The organism is Acidovorax sp. SUPP2825, assembly GCF_030158995.1.
GTDB lineage: Bacteria > Pseudomonadota > Gammaproteobacteria > Burkholderiales > Burkholderiaceae_C > Paracidovorax.
In genome coordinates, this window is the sequence record NZ_BQXK01000011.1 from 1 (window position 1) to 18816 (window position 18816).

The 18816-nt window shown below is 69.4% G+C and carries 9 protein-coding genes and 2 pseudogenes; 3 read left to right on the plus strand and 8 right to left on the minus strand.

Annotated elements, in window-relative coordinates:
- The 3 genes and pseudogenes from AVAK2825_RS14785 to AVAK2825_RS14790 all read right to left on the minus strand — a co-directional run.
- Nucleotides 1-3487: pseudogene (locus tag AVAK2825_RS14785) on the minus strand (RHS repeat-associated core domain-containing protein); the annotation flags it as partial.
- Nucleotides 3426-3923 carry a DUF6531 domain-containing protein gene (locus AVAK2825_RS24810; RefSeq protein WP_349817176.1) on the minus strand — a complete coding sequence of 166 codons (498 nt, stop codon included), beginning with the start codon at nucleotides 3921-3923 and terminating at the stop codon, nucleotides 3426-3428. The pseudogene AVAK2825_RS14785 and the gene AVAK2825_RS24810, both read right to left, overlap by 62 nt.
- A gap of 154 nt (nucleotides 3924-4077) precedes the next feature.
- Nucleotides 4078-6336: pseudogene (locus tag AVAK2825_RS14790) on the minus strand (type VI secretion system Vgr family protein).
- A 529-nt stretch (nucleotides 6337-6865) separates the two neighbouring features.
- Between AVAK2825_RS14790 and AVAK2825_RS14795 the strand changes: the two are divergent.
- Nucleotides 6866-8152 (plus strand): O-acetylhomoserine aminocarboxypropyltransferase/cysteine synthase family protein, encoded by a 1287-nt coding sequence (locus AVAK2825_RS14795; protein ID WP_284400128.1) that lies wholly within the window; start codon nucleotides 6866-6868, stop codon nucleotides 8150-8152.
- Between the two features lie 119 nt (nucleotides 8153-8271).
- On the opposite strand, the gene egtB is transcribed toward AVAK2825_RS14795, so the two are convergent.
- Together egtB and egtD are read right to left on the minus strand one after the other, a co-directional pair.
- On the minus strand, nucleotides 8272-9603 hold the full coding sequence (gene egtB, locus AVAK2825_RS14800) for an ergothioneine biosynthesis protein EgtB (RefSeq protein WP_284400131.1): 1332 nt from the start codon (nucleotides 9601-9603) through the stop codon (nucleotides 8272-8274).
- Complete coding sequence (gene egtD / locus AVAK2825_RS14805) at nucleotides 9600-10517, minus strand: L-histidine N(alpha)-methyltransferase (RefSeq protein ID WP_284400133.1); 918 nt, start codon at nucleotides 10515-10517, stop codon at nucleotides 9600-9602. The genes egtB and egtD overlap by 4 nt, the downstream gene beginning before the upstream one ends.
- A gap of 324 nt (nucleotides 10518-10841) precedes the next feature.
- Between egtD and AVAK2825_RS14810 the strand changes: the two genes are divergently transcribed.
- Nucleotides 10842-11870, plus strand: coding sequence for a metal-dependent hydrolase (locus tag AVAK2825_RS14810; RefSeq protein ID WP_284400135.1), 1029 nt, complete (start codon nucleotides 10842-10844; stop codon nucleotides 11868-11870).
- 66 nt (nucleotides 11871-11936) lie between these two features.
- On the opposite strand, the gene AVAK2825_RS14815 is transcribed toward AVAK2825_RS14810, so the two are convergent.
- A complete protein-coding gene (locus AVAK2825_RS14815) occupies nucleotides 11937-12533 on the minus strand; it encodes an OmpW/AlkL family protein (RefSeq protein WP_284400138.1) in 597 nt (198 codons plus the stop codon).
- Nucleotides 12534-12678: 145 nt separating this feature from the next.
- Complete coding sequence (locus AVAK2825_RS14820; RefSeq protein WP_284400141.1) at nucleotides 12679-13671, minus strand: DUF808 domain-containing protein; 993 nt, start codon at nucleotides 13669-13671, stop codon at nucleotides 12679-12681.
- Nucleotides 13672-13907: 236 nt separating this feature from the next.
- Between AVAK2825_RS14820 and AVAK2825_RS14825 the strand changes: the two genes are divergently transcribed.
- On the plus strand, nucleotides 13908-14624 hold the full coding sequence (locus AVAK2825_RS14825) for a class I SAM-dependent methyltransferase (protein WP_272569477.1): 717 nt from the start codon (nucleotides 13908-13910) through the stop codon (nucleotides 14622-14624).
- Between the two features lie 70 nt (nucleotides 14625-14694).
- On the opposite strand, the gene purL is transcribed toward AVAK2825_RS14825, so the two are convergent.
- Nucleotides 14695-18693: a phosphoribosylformylglycinamidine synthase gene (gene purL, locus AVAK2825_RS14830; RefSeq protein ID WP_502870545.1), complete on the minus strand. Its 3999-nt coding sequence runs from the start codon at nucleotides 18691-18693 to the stop codon at nucleotides 14695-14697.
- Nucleotides 18694-18816: the final 123 nt, after the last annotated feature.

Consider the following 18816-nt stretch of genomic DNA (forward strand, 5'->3'; position numbering starts at 1 on the left):
CCTTGGCCCCCTGCCTGCGCTGCAGCTGCAGCAGCGGCACGAAGCTGGCCGGCTCGTACACCGTGTGCCGGATGCCTTGCCCATCCTGCGTGTGCACCAGCCGGTCGCCGTCCCAGCCGTAGTGGGTAGTCTCCTGATGTCCTTCGCGAACCACGGTCTTGCCCAGACGCCGCCCGAACGCGTCGTAGCGGTAGCGCGCCACCGGCGTCCAGCCCGGCTCACCCGGCGCCTGCTCGAACACCGCCGTCAACTGGTGCAGCGCGTCGTACTCCAGCCGCAGCGTGCGCCCATCGGCGTGCTGCGCCTGCACCCGGTTGCCGAAGGCGTCGTAGCGGTAATGGAGGGTGCCCCCTTCCGCTGCGCTGCTCCAGCCGATGCGGTTGCCCGGCCACTGCTGCACCGGCCCGCCCGCGCGGCCTGGCGCACCGCCCTGCGGCTGCAGCAGATCGAAGCCCGGGTCGTGCAGGTTCTGCTGCACCTGGCTCGCCCAGTCCTGGCGGTCCGCACCCGGGGTTGCCTCCTGGCCCGAGGGGTCCGGCAGCCGGTTGCCCGCCGGATCGAGCCGCCAGCGCCGCTGCTGCACGGTGTCGGCGACCGCATGCGCCACGCCGGTCAGGCGCTGGTGCACGTCGTAGTGGTAGCGCGTGGCATCCAACGGGGTCTGCACGCCCACCAGTTGGCCCAGCGCGTCGTAGGTGTAGCGGCGCACGGCCAGGGCGGCGAGCGGGCCCGGTGCCTGCGCCGCGCCTGCCGAGGGCAGCCCTTGCCAGTCTTGCTGCAGCAGCCGGCCCATGGGGTCCAGGCGCCGGGTCTGGGTGACTGCGGCATGGACCCGTTGCGCGCCGCCCTCCAGCTGCACGCTGCGCGCGACCTCCCGGTGCAGCGCATCGCGTTCGATGGCCAGCACCGGGGTCTTGTCCAGCAGCAGCCCGTGCACATGGCCCGAGCCGTAGGCCAGCCAGTCCAGCTCGCCCAGGCCCTGCAGCTGGCTGCCCAGCCGCTGCCCCAGCGCCCCCAGGCGGTGCGCGATGCGGTGTTCGAACTCGGGCTCTGGTTCGCCGCCCCGCAGGGGCGCGGCATGCGCCTGCCGGTACAGGGTCTGCGCCTCGCCCGTGGCCCGGCCGAAGGCGTCGCGCTCCAGGGCCACGCGCGTGTCGGCGATGAGGCGCTCGGCCTGCAGGCGCTGCGCGGCTTCGGCCAGGGCCGGATCGGGCTCTGCGGCAGAGGTTGCGCCCAGGGCCAGCAGGGCTTGCAGCAGCGGGGCGGGAACGTCCAGCCATTGCTCGCCCAGGGTCTGGGGGTGGGCGCGGCCTTGTTCTGCCGCCCAGGGCAGGTGCGCGCTCCACGTGCGGGCCACGGCGAGGGCGCCGCGGTCGTCGTACTCGTAGGCCTGGATCTGCAGGCTCTCGCCGCGGTCATGGGCGCTGGCGTCGTTGCCCTGCGCGCTTGGCAGGCCCGGGGAGCGGACCAGGACACGGGCCACGATGCGTCCACCTGCATCGTGGTGGTTGCGGCTCCTCACGGTGGCGCCCAGCCCTTGGGCAGCCGTCCCCTGCCCGGCCATTCCTTGCCCAACCATTCCCTGCACGCCCGGGTGGTGGCCCTGCCCGTGCCCATCGCTCTTGCGCACAAGCTGGCCGGCCGCGTCGTAGCCATAGACCTGCACGCGCCCGTCGAATCCCACCTCTTGCACCAGCCGGTCCTGCACGTCGTGCACGAAGCGGGTGACGGCCTGGTTCTCGTTGATGAGCTCCACCAGACGGCCCGCCACGTCGTAGCGCAGCGCGAATCCCTGGCCGGCCTGGGTTTGCGCGACGACGCGGCCCCACAGGTCGTGCCCGTAGGTGACGGAGGTGCTGGGCAAGGCGCTGTGGCCCGCGGCATCCCCCTCCCCCACGGGCTGCGCACTGTGCGTGGCCGCCTGCAATTGGCCGTTCGGGCCCCAGCGGTATTGCACCTGCGAGCCGTCGGGCGCCATGACGCGGGTGGGCCGGCCCGCGCCGTCGTATTGGTATCGCGTGCGCTGGTTCAGGGCATCGATGCTCTCGCGCACTTCGCCAAAGGCGCCGTAGTGCCAGGCATGCACCCGGCCCGAGCAGTCGGTGTGGCGCGTGAGTTGCCCGCAGCCGTTGTAGGCCAGTTCCTTGCGCCCGCCCTGCGCGTCGATGACGGCCACGGGCTGGTCGCACCAGGGCTGCGTGGCGGGGTCGATGGCGCCCTCGGCCGTGAGGGGGGCGTATTCGAAGCGGGTGGCCAGGGCCGGGGCATCCAGGCCCTGGGGATCGCCCACGGTCACCTGCCGCAGCCGGCCCCAGGCGTCGTAGTCCATGTGGGTTGGCAGCGCCCCCAGGCCCACGCTCTGCAGCAGCAGGCCGTCCTGCGCCGAGCCCGCCTCGCCCCAGCGATAGCGGGTGCTGCGCCCGTCGGGGTGCTGCGTGCCCAGCAGCCGCCCGGCGCCGTCGTAGCGCCACCAGGTGGTGCGCCCCAGCGGATCGGTGTGCGCCACGCGCCGGCCCGCGCTGTCGTAGCGGTCGCGCTGCTCGGCGCCATCGGGCAGCACGAGCCGCACCAGGCGCTTGTCTCCGCCCGCGCCTTCGAAGTGGTAGCGGGTGAGCCGGTTCAGGCTGTCGCGCACGCGCACTTCGCTCACCGGCACGGGCTGCGGCATGGACGGCGGCATGGGCTGCGGGGTGTCGGGGACTGGGGTGTCGGGGTCCGTCTCGGACTCGCCGATCGCAGCCGGGGTGGCGGGAGGGATGGCGGGGGGATCGCGGTATTCGAAGAGGTACGACAGTCCCTGCTCGTTGTGCTGCTCCACCACGCGGGCGCCGGGCCGGGGCATGGCCACGCCCTGGTCTTCATAGACGTAGGTGTGCAGCGGTCCGCTGCGCACCCGGTGGCGCACCATGCGGTGCACCCGGTCGTAGCCGAACTCGCGCGTGCGCTGGCCGTCCCGCCCCAGTACCTCCACCAGGTCGCCCGCGCTGTCATACCGGTAGCGCACCAGCGGCACCCGGTAGCCCGGGCCGGTGCAGGCCGCATCCAGCGGGTTGTGCACGCAGTCCACGCCGGTCAGGCGCTCGCCGCTGTCCGGGCCGAGCAGCGGGTGGGCGGTGGCGGTGGTAGTGGCGGTGGTTGGGGCCGCGGCGGCAGCCCCCTCCCGCTCCCGGTTGTAGTGCAGCGCATAGCGCCGCCCGCTGCCGTCGGTGATGCCGGCCAGCCGCCCGTGCTCGTCGTATCCGTAGTGCTGGCTGCGCCCGAAGCGGTCCAGCACCCGGCCCACGCGGTGGCACCCGTCCACCCCCGGCCACAGCAGCCACGCGGTGGTTCCGTTGCCCGAGGCGGCGATCACGCACCGCGCGTCGGCCCGGGCCTCTTGGGGCACGTGGGCCCAGCGCGGCTGCCAGGCCCAGGGCTGCAGTTCGCTAGGGATGCGCGAGGCAGGCGCGCCGGCAGGCAACGCGCTGCCTGCACCGCCACCTCGCATCAGCCACAGGTCTTCGCTGGCGCTGTACAGCGCTTCGCCGGGCGCCAGCGGCTCGCCGAAGGTGATGGCCCGCCCCCCCGGTGTCCAGCAGCACGGTGCGCCCTGCCTCCAGCCGCACGGCGATCTCCATGGGCAGCTTCCAGCCGTAGCCCAGCAGCCCGCAGGCCGCCCCATGTTCTTCGTTGACGTAGCTGCTGTACTGGCGCTGCCACACGAGCGGCATCGGCCCGGGCAGGCTGAAGTCCAGCTCGTCCCCGCCCATCAGCACCTTGGCCCCCAGCGCCGGGTTGACGGGGCTGCCCACCGCCATGCCGCCCGGGCACACGGAGCACGCCACGCCCCCCGCCGAGCCGATCAGCACGGTGGCCGAGCCCTGAACGATCGGCCCGCCCTTTTGGGTCATGTCGCTTTGCCGTGCCGCTGGTTTGCCACTCATGCTGTCGCTCTTTCTTGGGATCGTTTGCCGGGTTCAGGCAAGGGGGAGAGGTAAGGTCTTTGCGCCAATCGCCTCGGGGCTTCCGGCCATCGCATCGGGTTTGGGGCCGCGCCAGCGCGCGAAGGCCATGCAGGGCAGCCCCCGCCGGCCCGCCTCAGCAGTTGAGCTTGTCCAGGCTGGACAGCACTTCGATCAGCGCCGGCGTGAGCCGCACGGTGCTGGCCCCGCAGCGCAGGGTGATCTCCTGGTCCGCCTCCAGCGTGATCTGCTGCGCCTTCACGGCCAGCGCCTTGCCCACCTGCAGGCTGTCGCCGCCCGTCACCTGCGCGCTGCGGTCCCCGCCCACGCTCACGCTGTCGTCCTTGCCCACGCTGCGGCTCCAGTGCATGCCCACCAGGTCGTTGCGCACCATGCCGACGTTCACGCTGTAGGCCATGCCGATGTTCATCATCTTGGCCATGCCGACGTTCTGCAGGGCCACCATGCCCACGGTCTCGGTTTTCATCTTCCCGACCTGGATGGTCCAGTTGCTGCCGATCTGGTCTTTCTCGTTCTTGCCGATGGTCTTGCTGCGGTTCTTGCCGATGCTCACCGTCTCGTCGATGCCGACGTCCTCGCTTCGGTTGTCGCCGATGCTGATCTTTTCGTCGTGGTCCACCCGCTCGGTGCGGTTGGAGTGGACGGTGATGGTCTAGTCGCCATCGACTTCCTCGGTGCGCCAGCCGTGCACGGTGATCTTTTCGTTGCGGTCCACGGTCTCGGTGCGGTCGCGGTGGATGACGTTGGTCTCGTCCCGGTCGATGGTCTTGCGCCGGTCGTTGCCCACCCACTTGTCCTCGTCGTTCTCCACTTCGGTGAGCTGGTCCTTTTGCGCATGCAGCCACAATTGCTCGGCCCCGGCCTTGTCCTCGAAGCGGATGGCGTTGGCATCGCCCGCCCCATTCTTCAATCCGTCGCCGAAGGCCCCGCCCTTGCTCGATTGGGTCTTGATGCCCGACTGCGTGGCGTTGCCCGGCAGCGCCCACGGCGGCATGTTGTCGGCGTTGTACACGCAGCCGGTGATGAGGGGGTGGTCCGGGTCGCCATTGAGGAAGTCGACCACGACTTCCATGTTGATGCGAGGAATGAACATAGCCCCGAAGCCGGAGCCGGCCCAGCTGCTGGAGACCCGCACCCAGCAACTGGAGTTCTCGTTCATGGCACCCACCCGGTCCCAGTGGAACTGCACCTTGACGCGCCCGTACTGGTCGGGCCAGATCTCCTCGCCCGGCGGGCCGACCACCACGGCGGTCTGCGGGCCGGTGGTCCTGGGCTTCGGCGTGGTGCGCGCGGGGGTGTAGGGCACACTGGTGGGCTGGGCCAGCAGGGTGAATCGCTGGAACGAGCCTTCTTCCTGCGCCGTGCCCTTGGGGCCCGGCGCAGCAGCGCTGACCTGGGGGTTTTCCTTGAAGTGGTATTCGAGACCGGTGAGCAGGTAGGCCTGGTTCTGGTCCTCGCGCGGGTAGTTCTCCAGCGTGAAGGTGTAGCCCGGGGCCAGCGCCCGGTGGCGCGACTGGCCCCGCACGGTGCTGTGCCCGGTGAGGCTTTCCTGCAGCCGCACCCGGGCATAGGCTTCGCCGTCGCCGAATTCGGTGTAGCCGCCCGGCCATTCGTAGATTTCGTGGGCGTCGTGCGCATGCCCCGGCGGGGTCTGGCGCATGTTGGACAGGTCCGCGCGCGGTTTCTTGAAGTCGTAGTCGTCGTTGTAGTGCCGCCCCGAATGGATGGCCTGGTGCAGTTCCCAGGCGTGGATGTTCTCCTTGTCGGCGACGGCGGCCTTCTCGGGCGGGTAGAACGGGATGACAGCCGCCCCGGGCAGCGGGCTGTGCGAGGCGACGATGTCGTCGGCCAGGGTCAGGATGTGCTGGCCGGCGCTGTGCTGGTGGTAGTAATAGATGCCTTCGTGCTCCATGAGGCGCGAGACGAAGGCGCAGTCGGTCTCGCCGTACTGCACGCAGTAATCCCAGCTGCGATACGCCCGCGTGAGCCGCTTTTGCAGGGGGTGGCCGTATTTGCCGAGCACCTCTTCGATGATGTCGGGGACGGTCTTGTTCTGGAATATCTTGAAGTCGCTCTTGCGCGTGGCCAGCCACAGCCAGGGGTTCAAGCGCAGGCGGTAGGAGTAATACCGGTGGTCTTCGCCCTGCAGGCCGAACCGGGTGACGATGCCGTCCAGGTAGCGCCGGCCGCCGCCTTCGGTCTCCACCTCCACCGTGGCGTGCTTGCCCAGCAACGCCTTGGGGTCGAGGGATTTGCTCTCGCTCAGCAGGTCCACATCCAACGCAAACAGCTCGCTCAAGGATTCCCGGCCCTGCAGGCGGCGAAACTGCAGCTGTTCTCCCAATGGCGTTTGGATCGTGACGCGGCGTGTCATTGGCTGACGGTCTTTGGACCGCTCCCTCTCTTGATTTAGTGGCGCGGATGATAGCGATCTATCGCCTTTTCAAAAGAGGTAATAAGTATTTTCTATGCGTATTTTTTGTTTCAAGATGAAATGGCTTTTTCAGGTTATCTGATCGGATTAACGACCGCCGAATGTCAAGGGTCACCCATGCTGATCTGGCATTGACTCCAATGTCAACCGCATAACCACACAGTCCAAACCATTACCCATATCGGCCCCTTGCCGACCTTTCGTCAGGAATCGGTTTTTGCCTGCCATGCTTTATGGTGAAAATAATTCCAGAGTACCGGACGCGTTTCGCACACGGTGGCTGCCCGAACTCAAAACTGTGCCCGCCATGCGAACGCTGACACCACCCTTTTGTTGGCCGAAATAAGCACATAGCCAATGCGTTGTTCGGACGCCGGGCACGCGGTGCAAGAATGGCCCGCACCGCGTTGCGCAGGCCTTGCCTGCGCTTCACGCACTCTGTTCCCGTCACCCCAGAAAGAGACAACCCATGCGGATCGAAACCCTCGCCGTCCATGCCGGACAGTCGCCCGACCCCACCACCAAGGCGGTGGCCGTGCCCATCTACCAGACGGTAGCCTATGCCTTCGACAGCGCCCAGCACGGCGCCGACCTGTTCGACCTCAAGGTGCAGGGCAACATCTACACGCGCATCATGAATCCGACCAACGACGTGCTGGAAAAGCGCGTCGCGGCGCTGGAGGGCGGCATCGCCGCGCTGGCCGTGGCCTCGGGCATGGCAGCCATCACCTACGCGATCCAGACCATCGCCGAAGCCGGCGACAACATCGTCTCGGCCAGCACGCTCTACGGCGGCACCTACAACCTGTTCGCCCACACGCTGCCGCAGCAGGGCATCACCACGCGCTTTGCCGACCCGCGCGATCCGGCCAGCTTCGCGCAGCACATCGACGCGCGCACCAAAGCCATCTTCATCGAATCCATCGGCAACCCGCTGGGCAACGTGACCGACATCGCGGCGTTGGCCAAGGTGGCGCACGACCATGGCGTGCCCCTGATCGTGGACAACACGGTGCCCAGCCCCTACCTGCTGCGCCCCATCGAACACGGCGCCGACATCGTGGTGCATTCGCTCACCAAGTACCTGGGCGGCCACGGCAACAGCGTGGGGGGCGCCATCGTGGACAGCGGCAAGTTCCCCTGGGCGAAGCACAAGGCGCGCTTTCCGCGCCTGAACGAGCCCGACGTGAGCTACCACGGCGTGGTCTATACCGAGGCGCTGGGCGAGGCGGCCTTCATTGGCCGCGCGCGCGTGGTACCGCTGCGCAACACCGGCGCGGCCCTGGCCCCGCAGAACGCGTTCCTGATCCTGCAGGGCATCGAGACGCTCGCGCTGCGCATGGATCGCATCTGCGAAAACACGCTGGCCATCGCGCGTGCGCTGCAAGGCCATCCCAAGGTGGAGTGGGTGCGCTACGCCGGCCTGCCGGACCACCCGGACCACGCGCTGGTGCAGCGCCAGCTGGGCGGGCGGGCGTCGGGCATCCTGTCGTTCAGCCTGCGTTCGGAAGAAGGCACGGACCCGCGTGCGGCAGGTGCGCGCTTCCTGGATGCGCTGCAGCTCTTCACGCGCCTGGTGAACATCGGCGACGCCCGCTCGCTGGCCACCCACCCCGCATCGACCACGCACCGCCAGCTCGATGCCGGCGAGCTGGCCAAGGCCGGCGTCACGGAAGGCATGGTGCGGCTGTCCGTGGGGATCGAGCACATCGAGGACCTGCAGGCCGACCTGGCGCAGGCGTTGCAGGCGGTGTGACCGCCACGTGGCCAGGACGGCGGACGGCGGCCGCCCCCATGCGATCCATGGTCTTTTTGGCCTCCAGCACAATCAGTACTATGGCATACCGCTATTAATTCAATAGCAAATCAATCCCGTCACAGATCCCGAGCCAGCCGCAGCCCCGAGAACTGCCAGCGCGCGGTGGCGGGAAAGAAGTTGCGGTAGGTCGCCCGCACGTGCCCGGCCGGCGTGGCGCACGAGCCGCCGCGCAGCACGTATTGGTTGACCATGAACTTGCCGTTGTACTCGCCCACCGCGCCCTCGGCCACGCGGAAACCGGGGTAGGCGGCGTAGCTGGACTGCGTCCACTCCCACACGTCGCCGAACATTTGCATCAGGCCCCGCCCGGCATCAGAGGCCGGCCGCGGGTGCAACGTGCCGCCGTCGGCAAAGTGGCCGCTGGCAGCGTTCGCCCCCTGCACGCCCTGGGAGGTGGCCGCTACCTCCCATTCGGCCTCGGTGGGCAGGCGCGCACCGGCCCACCGTGCATAAGCGTCTGCCTCGTAATACGAAAGGTGCACCGCGGGTGCGTGGGGTTGGAGCGGGCGCGGCCCGGCCAGGGTGAACTCGTACCAGGCTGCGCCCTGGCGTTGCCAGTAGATGGGGTGCGACAGTTGCTGCGCCCGCACCCAGTCCCAGCCCTCGGCCAGCCAGTGGGCGGACTCCTGGTAGCCGCCGTCCTCGACGAACGCCAGGTACTCGGCGGTGGTCACCGGCCGGTTGGCCAGCTCGAACGGCTGCAGGTAGACGCGGTGGCGCGGCCCTTCGTTGTCGAAGGCGAAGCCACCCCGGTCACCGCCCGGATGGCCGATCTCGCACACGCCCCCTGCAAAGGGCTGCCAGGCCAGCGCGACGCCGCCGGCCGGTGAGGGCTGGGCCTGCTGCTGCGACTGTGCCTGTGCATGCCCCGGCAGGCGGTAGGCCGGCCACAGCGGGCTGCACGACAGCAGGTGCTTGACGTCGGTGAGGATCAGTTCCTGGTGCTGCTGCTCGTGCTGCAGGCCCAGTTCGACCAAGGCCGCCAGCGCGGCGTCGTCCGGCCGCTCGGCCATCAGGCGCGACATGCGGCCGTCCACGTCGGCCCGGTAGGCCAGCACCTGCGGCAGTGCGGGCCGGGTGAGCAGGCCGCGCTGCGGCCGCGGGTGCTTGTCGCCCACGCCGTTGTAGTAGGAATTGAAGATCACCCGGAAGGCGGGGTGGAACGGCGCGAAGCCGGGCTCGTTCGGCTCCAGGATGAAGGTCTCGAAGAACCAAGTGGTGTGCGCCAGGTGCCATTTCACAGGGCTGGCGTCGGGCATGGATTGAGCGCAGCAATCCTCGTCGGACAACGGCAGCGCCAGGGCCATGGAGGCGCGGCGCACCTCGGCGTAGCGGGCGCTCAGCGTGCAGGGCGCCACGGCATGGGGGGAGCGGGTGGCGAAGTTCATGGCTGGGCATGCACCACGGCGAACCAGCCCCGCTCGTCCGTCCAGGCCTGCGCGCGCGAAAAACCCGCGCGCGCCAGCAGCGCCTGGAAGGCCGTGAGGCTGTATTTGTAGCTGTTCTCGGTGTGGATGCGCTCGCCCGCGGCAAAGTCGCGCCCTCCGCCGGGCCAGCGCACCTGCGCACCCTCGCGGGCCTCCAGGTGCATTTCGATGCGCGACTGCTCCCCATTAAAGAAGGCCCGGTGCTCCCACGCCTCGGGCGTGAAATCGCTGCCGATGAGCCGGTTCACATGGGCCAGTACATTGCGGTTGAACGCGGCCGTGACGCCGGCGGCATCGTCGTAGGCCGCCTGCAGCACGTCCACGTCCTTGGGCAGGTCGATGCCGATCAGCAGTGCGCCATCGGCATCCACCAGCGCACGCATGCGCGACAGCAGTTCCAGCGCCTGGGGCGGGTCGAAATTGCCGATCGAGGAGCCGGGGTAGAACACCACGCGGCGTGCGCGGGGAATGTCCGGGGGCAGTTGGATGGGACGGGTCAGATCGCCCGCCACCGCATGGGCCTGCAGTGCGGGCAGGTCGCTGCACAGGCGGGCCACGCCCTCGCGCAGGAAGTCCGCCGAGATGTCCACGCCCACGAACCGCTCGGGCTGCAGCAGGCGGCACAGCGTGCGCGCCTTCTCGCAGTTGCCGGCGCCCAGTTCGATGACGGTGCCGCCCTGCCCCACGGCACGGGCGATGTCGTCGCCGTGCGCCCGCATCAGCGCATGCTCGGTGCGGGTGGGGTAGTACTCGGGCAATCGGGTGATTTCCTCGAACAGCTGGGAGCCCCGCTGGTCGTAGAAATACTTGGGGGAAATGCACGCGGGACGGCGGGCCAACCCCTGGAGGATGTCGTGGTGCGGTGTGTTCTGCATGTCGCTCGGGGGATGGGTCTGTCGGATCGCGGCGCACCGGGGGCGGCGCGGCTGCAACGCATGGCCCTCTCCGATCGCTCTTCGGCAACCTGAAACGGCCATGTAACAGAGCATTACAGACGCCCCGCCACCCGGATGTAGGACACGTCCGCAAATCCATCAGCGCCATCCGGCAGCACATCGGCTGCGCTTTCCAGGACACGCATCGCCATCATCCCCGCCACCGCACGGTTTTTTTCGCAGGCCCCATGGCGCGCCCGCGCGGCTGCGCCACACTCCGCCGATCGACACCACCGGCCGGCTACCACGGCCTGCTTCGCCGCCATGGATTCCTTGACCCAGATCGCCCTTGGTTCCGCCGTTTCGCTCGCCGTGATGGGCCGGCGCACCGCCCCTTGGAAAGCCGCGCTGTGGGGGGCGGTGGCGGGCACGCTGCCGGACCTGGACGCGTTCATCGACCATGGCAACGCCATTGCCAACATGGTCGAGCACCGGGCGGAAAGCCATGCCCTGCTGTACCTCAGCCTGTTTTCGCTGCCCCTGGGCGCGCTCGTGGCCCGCCTGCATGGCGAGCAGGCCGGCTGGCGAAGGTGGTGGCTGGCGATGTGGCTCGCGCTCGTCACCCACCCGCTGCTGGATGGCATGACGGTGTACGGCACCCAGCTTTGGAAGCCGTTCACCAGCCACCCGTACGGGGTGGGCAGCATCTTCATCATCGACCCGCTGTACACCGTGCCGCTGATCGTCGGCGTGGTCGCCGCGCTGGCGAGCGGCCCGCCGGTCGGGGCCCGCTGGAACCGCTGGGGCCTGGCGCTCAGCACGCTCTACCTGGCGTGGAGCGCGGGCGTGCAGCAGCACGTCACCGGCGTGGCGATGGCATCCTTGCGCACGCAGGGCCTGCCGGTGCAGACGGTGCTGGTGACGCCCACCCCGTTCAACACCCTGCTGTGGCGGGTGGTGGCGGTCACGCCCACCCAATATGCCGAAGGCTTCTATGCCCTGGCCGACGGCAACAGGCCCATGCAATGGACGGTGCACGAGCGCGGGACCCCGCTGATCCAGCGCTACGGAACCGTGCCGGACGTGCAGCGGGTGGCGCGCTTCAGCCACGGCTTTTATCGCATGCGTTCGCGGGACGGCCGCGTCTTCGTGACCGATCTGCGCATGGGGCAGGAGCCCGACTACAGCTTCCAGTTCGATCTCGGCACGCCCGCGCAGCTGGATGCCGGCCAGCCCGAGGTGGCGCTGCGCGGACAGCGCCCGGACATCGGCACGGCCCTCGCCGCGCTGTGGCGGCGCATGTGGGGGCATGCGGGCGGCTCGGGGCCGTTCGGTGCCGGCACGGCCCCATGAAAAAAGCCGGCGCCACGCGCCGGCTTTCCCCACCAGGCTGTCAGTGGCCGCACCCGCGGCCCGCGGTCAGAATCGCCAGCCCAGGCCCACGCCGGCCAGCACGGGATCGATCTTTAAGGTGCCCAGCTTGGCACCGGCTGCGAACACGTCGGTCTGGATGTAGACCTTCTTCACGTCGAAGTTCAGCACCAGGTTCTTGGTGAGGGGAATGTCCACGCCGACCTGCAGGGCGCCGCCCCAGCTGCTCTTGTCGATGCTCACGCCGGCAGGCAGGCGCACGCTGGAAAACCGCGTGTAGTTCACGCCCGCGCCCACGTAGGGACGAAAGCCCGCGGTGTCGAAGTGGTACTGCAGCATCAGCGAAGGCGGCAGGTGCTTGAGCGTGCCGATCTGCGCGTTCAGGGCGCTGGAGGACAGCCGCTGCTTCTGGGGCACGGTCAGCACCAGCTCGGCGGCGATGTTGCGGTTGAAGAAATAGGAGATGTCGACTTCAGGCAGCGTCTTGTCGTTGATCGACAGGCCCAGGCCGGTGCTGTCCTTGTTGGAGGAATCCAGGTTCACGGCACGCGCACGAACGAGCCAGGGGCCTTCCGCCGTTTGCGCGAAGGCGGCGCCGGAGGTCAATGCGCACAGCACGGCCAGGGCCAGCAGGTTTTTTTTCATACGGAAACTCGATGCGTTGAACGGGGACGACCCCCGTGCATGCATTGGGCCGGCAAACGGCCCGGGCGGCCTTGCCATGGATCAAACCGCCGGCAGGTTGTGCCGCGGGCCGCGAGGGCCTGAAAGCGCCCTCTTCTCCCCGCTCTCAGTGCGCGCCCTTGCCCCGCATGCGCTGCACCAGCGTGACCACCGCCAGCACGGCGGCACCGGCCACGATGCCCACCACCGCATTGAGCAGGTTGGGCACCAGCACGCGCCACAGGCCGCCCGCCGGCCACTGGGCCGCCGATGCGGCCAGGCCCTCGACCGCGTGGTGGATGGCGGGCACGCCATGCACCAGAATGCCGCCGCCCACGAGGAACATGGCCGCCGTACCGGCGACCGAGAGCACCTTCATGAGCCAGGGCGCGGCGGCCACGATGCCGCGGCCCAGCGCCTGCGCAGCGCGTCCCGTCTTGCGGGTGAGCCACAGGCCCAGGTCGTCCAGCTTGACGATGCCGGCCACCAGGCCGTACACGCCCACAGTCATGATGAGCGCGATGCCGGCCAGCACGGCCACCTGCTGCCCGAACGGGGCGCTGGCGACCGTGCCCAGCGTGATGGCGATGATCTCGGCGGACAGGATGAAGTCGGTGCGCACCGCCCCCTTGACCTTGTCCTTCTCGAAGGCGGCGATGTCCACCGCTGGGTTGGCGTTGGCCAGGGCATGCGCCTCGCGGCCCGCCTCTTCCTTGGGGGCATCGCCGTGGGGCAGGAACCGGTGCGCCAGCTTCTCCGCGCCCTCGAAGCACAGGAACGCGCCGCCCACCATGAGCAGCGGCGTCACCGCCCAGGGAATGAAGGCGCTGATCAGCAGCGCGGCCGGCACCAGGATGGCCTTGTTGACGAGCGAGCCCTTGGCCACCGCCCAGACCACGGGAATCTCGCGATCGGCGCGCACGCCCGTGACCTGCTGGGCATTGAGCGCCAGATCGTCGCCCAGCACGCCGGCGGTTTTCTGCGCCGCCACCTTGGTCATGACGGACACGTCATCGGCCATGGCGGCACTCTTCTTGGCAGCGACCTTGGTCATCAGGGCCACGTCGTCCAGAACGGTGGCGATATCGTCGAGCAGCGTCAAAAGGCTGGCACCGGCCATGGGAATCCTTAAAAAATCGAGGGAGGGAGCGGGTCCGTGGGCCACGGCGCGAGAGGCGGCAAGGCCACGGGAGCGCCGCGCGGGCCGGGCATGCCGGCCGAAAAACCAGGCGCCCATCGCCCAGGCGGCGCCTACTATAGCAACGCCCTGCGATGGGTCCGTGTCGGTGCAAGGCGCATACTGGCGGCCTTCCCACCGATATCGGGGTCCTGCACGCGGGCTCTCGCTCCCGCAGCATGCCAGGCTACCTGACCAAGCAAGAAAACATCGCCATCGCCGGCGTCGACGACCTCGTCATCCGCTCCCTGCTGGACCGCCAGCAGTTCTCCGACCCCCTCGGCGACGCCGAAACCCTGGGCATCTCCTCCGCCGCCTGGCCCCTTTTCGGTCTGCTGTGGCCCTCGGGCGCGCAACTGGCCGCGCGCATGGCGGCCCGGCCCGTGCAGGCGGGCGAGCGCATCCTGGAGCTGGGCTGCGGCCTGGCGCTGGCCAGCCTGGTGTGCCACCGGCAAGGCGCCGACGTGACCGCGAGCGACTGCCACCCACTGGCCGGCACCTTCCTGCGCGAGAACCTGCGCCTGAACGGCATGGGCACCATGAAGTACCGCCAGGGCCAGTGGGGCAGCGGCGAAGCGCTGGGCCCGCCGCAGCAGGACGAGAGTCCGCTCGCGCAGGCGCACGGCGGCCCGGTGCACGGGCTGTTCGACCTCATCATGGGCAGCGACCTGCTGTACGAACGCGACGCCCGCGCCAGCCTCGCGCATTTCATCGACCTGCACGCGGGCCCCGCGGCCCAGGTCTGGATCGTGGACCCGGACCGGGGCAACCGCGCCGCCTTCAGCAAGCAGATGGCCGCGCAGGGCTTCGGCCTGCGCGAAGAGCGGCTGGACCGCGCCGCGCTGGACGATGCACCCGCCTACAAAGGCAGGCTGCTGGTGTACCGCCGCACCTGAACGCCGAAGACGGCACGAGCACACAGGCCGCCGGAGCGCGCCGGGCGCGCTCCCGGCTTTTCGGCCTTCCTCATCCCACCCAGCGGCGCGCGTTGCGCCAGATGCGCATCCACGGGCTCAGCGCGCTGCGGTCGCCGCTGGTCCAGCTCATCTGCACATTGCGGAACACGCGTTCGGCGTGCGGCATCATGGCCGTGAAGCGCCCATCGGCCGTGGTCACCGCCGTGAGGCCGCCCGCGCTGCCGTTGGGGTTGAACGGGTACTGCTCGGTGGCCGCGCCGTGGTGGTCCACATACCGCATGGCGGCGATGGCCTGGGCCGGGTCGCCGCGGTACTTGAAGTTGGCGTAGCCCTCGCCGTGCGCCACGGCGATCGGCAGGCGGCTGCCCGCCATGCCGGCGAAGAACAGGCTGGGCGACTCCAGCACCTCCACCAGCGACAGCCGCGCCTCGAAGCGCTCGCTCTGGTTGGTGGTGAAGCGCGGCCAGGCCTCGGCGCCGGGAATGATGTCGGCCAGCTCGGCGAACATCTGGCAGCCGTTGCACACGCCCAGGCCGAAGGTGTCCTTGCGGCCGAAGAAGCCCTGGAATTGCTCCGACAGCACCGGGTTGAACGTGATCGAACGCGCCCAGCCGATGCCCGCGCCCAGCGTGTCGCCGTAGCTGAAACCGCCGCAGGCCACCACGCCGGCGAAGTCCGACAGCTGCGCGCGGCCCGTCTGCAGGTCGGTCATGTGAACGTCGTAGGCCTCGAAGCCCGCCTCGGTGAAGGCATAGGCCATCTCGATGTGCGAGTTGACCCCCTGCTCGCGCAGGATGGCGACCTTCGGCCGCGCGAGGTTCAGGAACGGCGCGGCCACGTCCTCGGCCGGGTCGAACGTGAGCGCCACGTGCAGGCCCGGATCATTGGGCACGCCTGCGGCGGCATGCTCGGCATCGGCCGTGGTCGGGTTGTCGCGCTGCTGCGTGATCTTCCAGCTCACCGCGTCCCACACCTGGTGCAGGTCGGACAGGCTGGCGCTGAACACGCTCTTGGCATCGCGCCACACCTGCAACTCGCCCTTGCCGGCGTCCATGGTGGACGAGGCAGGCCGCGTCTTGCCGATGAAGTGGCTGGACCGGGACAGGCCGTGCTCGCGCAGGGTCTGCATGACCTCGTTGCGCTCGGCGGTGCGCACCTGCAGCACCACGCCCAGCTCTTCGTTGAACAGCGCCTTGAGCGTCAGCTCCTCGCGGCGCGCGCTCACCTGCGAGGCCCAGTTCTTGGCGTCGCCCGTCTCCATGCGGCTGTCGCTGATGCCGTCGCCCTCGGTCACGAGCAGATCGACGTTCAGCGCCACGCCCACATGGCCGGCGAAAGCCATCTCGGCCACCGCGGCCAGCAGGCCGCCGTCGCTGCGGTCGTGGTAGGCCAGGATCTGGCCCTTGGCGCGCAGCGCGTTCACGGCATCGACCAGGCGCACCAGGTCCTGCGCGTCGTCCAGGTCGGGCGCCACGTCGCCGCTCTGGCCCAGCACCTGGCCCAGGATGCTGCCGCCCATGCGGGCCTTGCCATGGCCCAGGTCGATCAGCACCAGCGTGGTGTCGTCCTGCGCCGCGTCCAGCTGCGGCGTGAGCGTGCCGCGCACGTCGGCCAGCGTGGCGAAGGCGCTGACGATCAGGCTCACGGGGGAGGTGACCTTCTTCGCACCGCTTTCATCTTTCCACTGGGTGCGCATGGACAGCGAATCCTTGCCCACCGGGATCGAAATGCCCAGCGCCGGGCACAGCTCCATGCCTACGGCCTTCACGGTGGCGTACAGCGCGGCATCCTCGCCGGGCTCGCCGCAAGCGGCCATCCAGTTGGCGGAGAGCTTCACGCGCGGCAGTTCGATGGGCGCGGCCAGCAAGTTGGTGATGGCCTCGGCCACGGCCATGCGGCCCGAGGCGGGCGCGTCGATGGCGGCCAGCGGCGTGCGCTCGCCCATGCTCATGGCCTCGCCGGCAAAGCCCTGGAAGTCGGCCAGCGTGACGGCGCAGTCGGCCACCGGCACCTGCCAGGGGCCCACCATCTGGTCGCGGTGCGACAAGCCGCCCACCGTGCGGTCGCCGATGGTGATGAGAAAGCGCTTGCTCGCCACCGTGGGGTGCGCCAGCACGTCGATCACCGCCTTTTGCAGCGCCACGCCCGTGAGATCGATGGGCGCGAATTCGCGCTGCACGGTCTTCACGTCGCGGTGCATCTTGGGCGGCTTGCCCAGCAGCACCTCCATGGGCATGTCCACCGGCAGCTTCTGATCGCCGGTGGCGGCCGTGTCCTCCAGCACCAGCTGGCGGTGTTCGGTGGCCGTGCCGATCACGGCGAACGGGCAGCGCTCGCGCTCGCAGAACGCGCGGAACTGCTCCAGCGATTGCGGCGCGATCGCCAGCACGTAGCGCTCCTGGCTTTCGTTGGACCAGATCTCTTTCGGGGCCAGGCCCGACTCCTCGAGCTGCACCGCGCGCAGGTCGAAGTGCGCGCCCCGGCCGGCGTCGTTGGTCAGCTCGGGGAAGGCATTGGACAGCCCGCCCGCACCCACGTCGTGGATCGCCAGGATGGGGTTGGCCGCACCCTGCGCCCAGCAGTGGTTGATGACCTCCTGCGCGCGGCGCTCGATCTCGGGGTTGCCGCGCTGCACGGAGTCGAAATCGAGCTCCGCCGCGTTCGCGCCCGTGGCCATGGAACTGGCCGCGCTGCCGCCCATGCCGATGCGCATGCCCGGGCCGCCCAGCTGGACCAGCAGCGAGCCGGCCGGGAATTCGATCTTCTGCGTGAGGCCCGCATCGATGGTGCCCAGGCCGCCAGCGATCATGATGGGCTTGTGGTAGCCGCGGTCCACGCCGCCCACCGACTGCTCGTACTCGCGGAAATAGCCCAGCAGGTTGGGCCGGCCGAACTCGTTGTTGAACGCCGCGCCGCCCAGGGGGCCTTCCACCATGATCTGCAGCGGGCTGGCGATGTGCTCGGGCTTGCCGAACTCGCCGCCCCAGAGCTTGGACACCGTGAAGCCGGTCATGCCCGCCTTGGGCTTGGAGCCGCGGCCGGTGGCGCCCTCGTCGCGGATCTCGCCGCCCGCGCCCGTGGAAGCGCCGGGGAACGGCGAGATGGCCGTGGGGTGGTTGTGCGTTTCCACCTTCATCAGGATGTGGTTGGTGACGCTACTCTTTTCATAGCACACTGCCCTAGTGGAATTTGCACTGGCGGGCATTTTTGCCAAAAACCGCTCGACGCGCGTGCCTTCCATGACAGAAGCGTTGTCCGAATACGCCACCACCGTGTGCTGGGGCGCCAGCTGGTGGGTGTTGCGGATCATGGCGAACAGGCTCTTGTCCTGCTTCTCGCCGTCGATGGTGAACTGCGCGTTGAAGATCTTGTGGCGGCAGTGCTCGCTGTTGGCCTGCGCGAACATCATCAACTCCACGTCAGTGGGGTTGCGCGCCAGGCCCTGGAAGGCGTTGACCAGGTAGTCGATCTCGTCGTCGGCCAGCGCCAGGCCCCACTGGGCGTTGGCCGCCTCGACCGCCGCGCGCCCGCCGCCCAGCACATCGACGAACTCCATCGGCGCGGCCGGCAGCTCGGTGAACAGGGCCTCGGCGCCCGAGCGGTCCCACACCACCGACTCGGTCATGCGGTCGTGCAGCAGCGCGGCGATCTGCCCGCGCTGCGCGTCGGTCAGCGTGGGCGTGCCGCCCAGCAGGCCGGATTTGAGCGAGAGGCGGTACTCGGTGATGCGCTCCACGCGGCGCAGCGCCAGGCCGCAGTTGTGCGCGATGTCGGTCGCCTTCGACGCCCAGGGCGAAACCGTACCCAGGCGCGGCGTGACGACGATGGCCGGGCCATCGGCCGGGCCGCCGTAGGGGTCCCCATAGGTCAGCAGCGCGGCGAAGCGATCGGTTTCGGCCGGGGTGGGCACCGCGTCGGTGGCCACCAGGTGCACGAAGCGGGCGGCGATGCCCGTGATGCGATCGTGGATGGCCTGCAGCGCGGGCAGCAGCTGGCGCATGCGGAAGGCGCTGAGGGCGTTGCCGCCTTCGAACGTGCTGAGGTGCAAGGAGGGCTTCGTGGACGATGTCGGCGAGATCACTTCGGCGGCCTGTTGGGTGATGGAAAAGGTGCGGCCCCACCCTGAACCGCCGGCCGCTGACTGGGGCCGGCTGGGCAGGGTGCGGAGAAT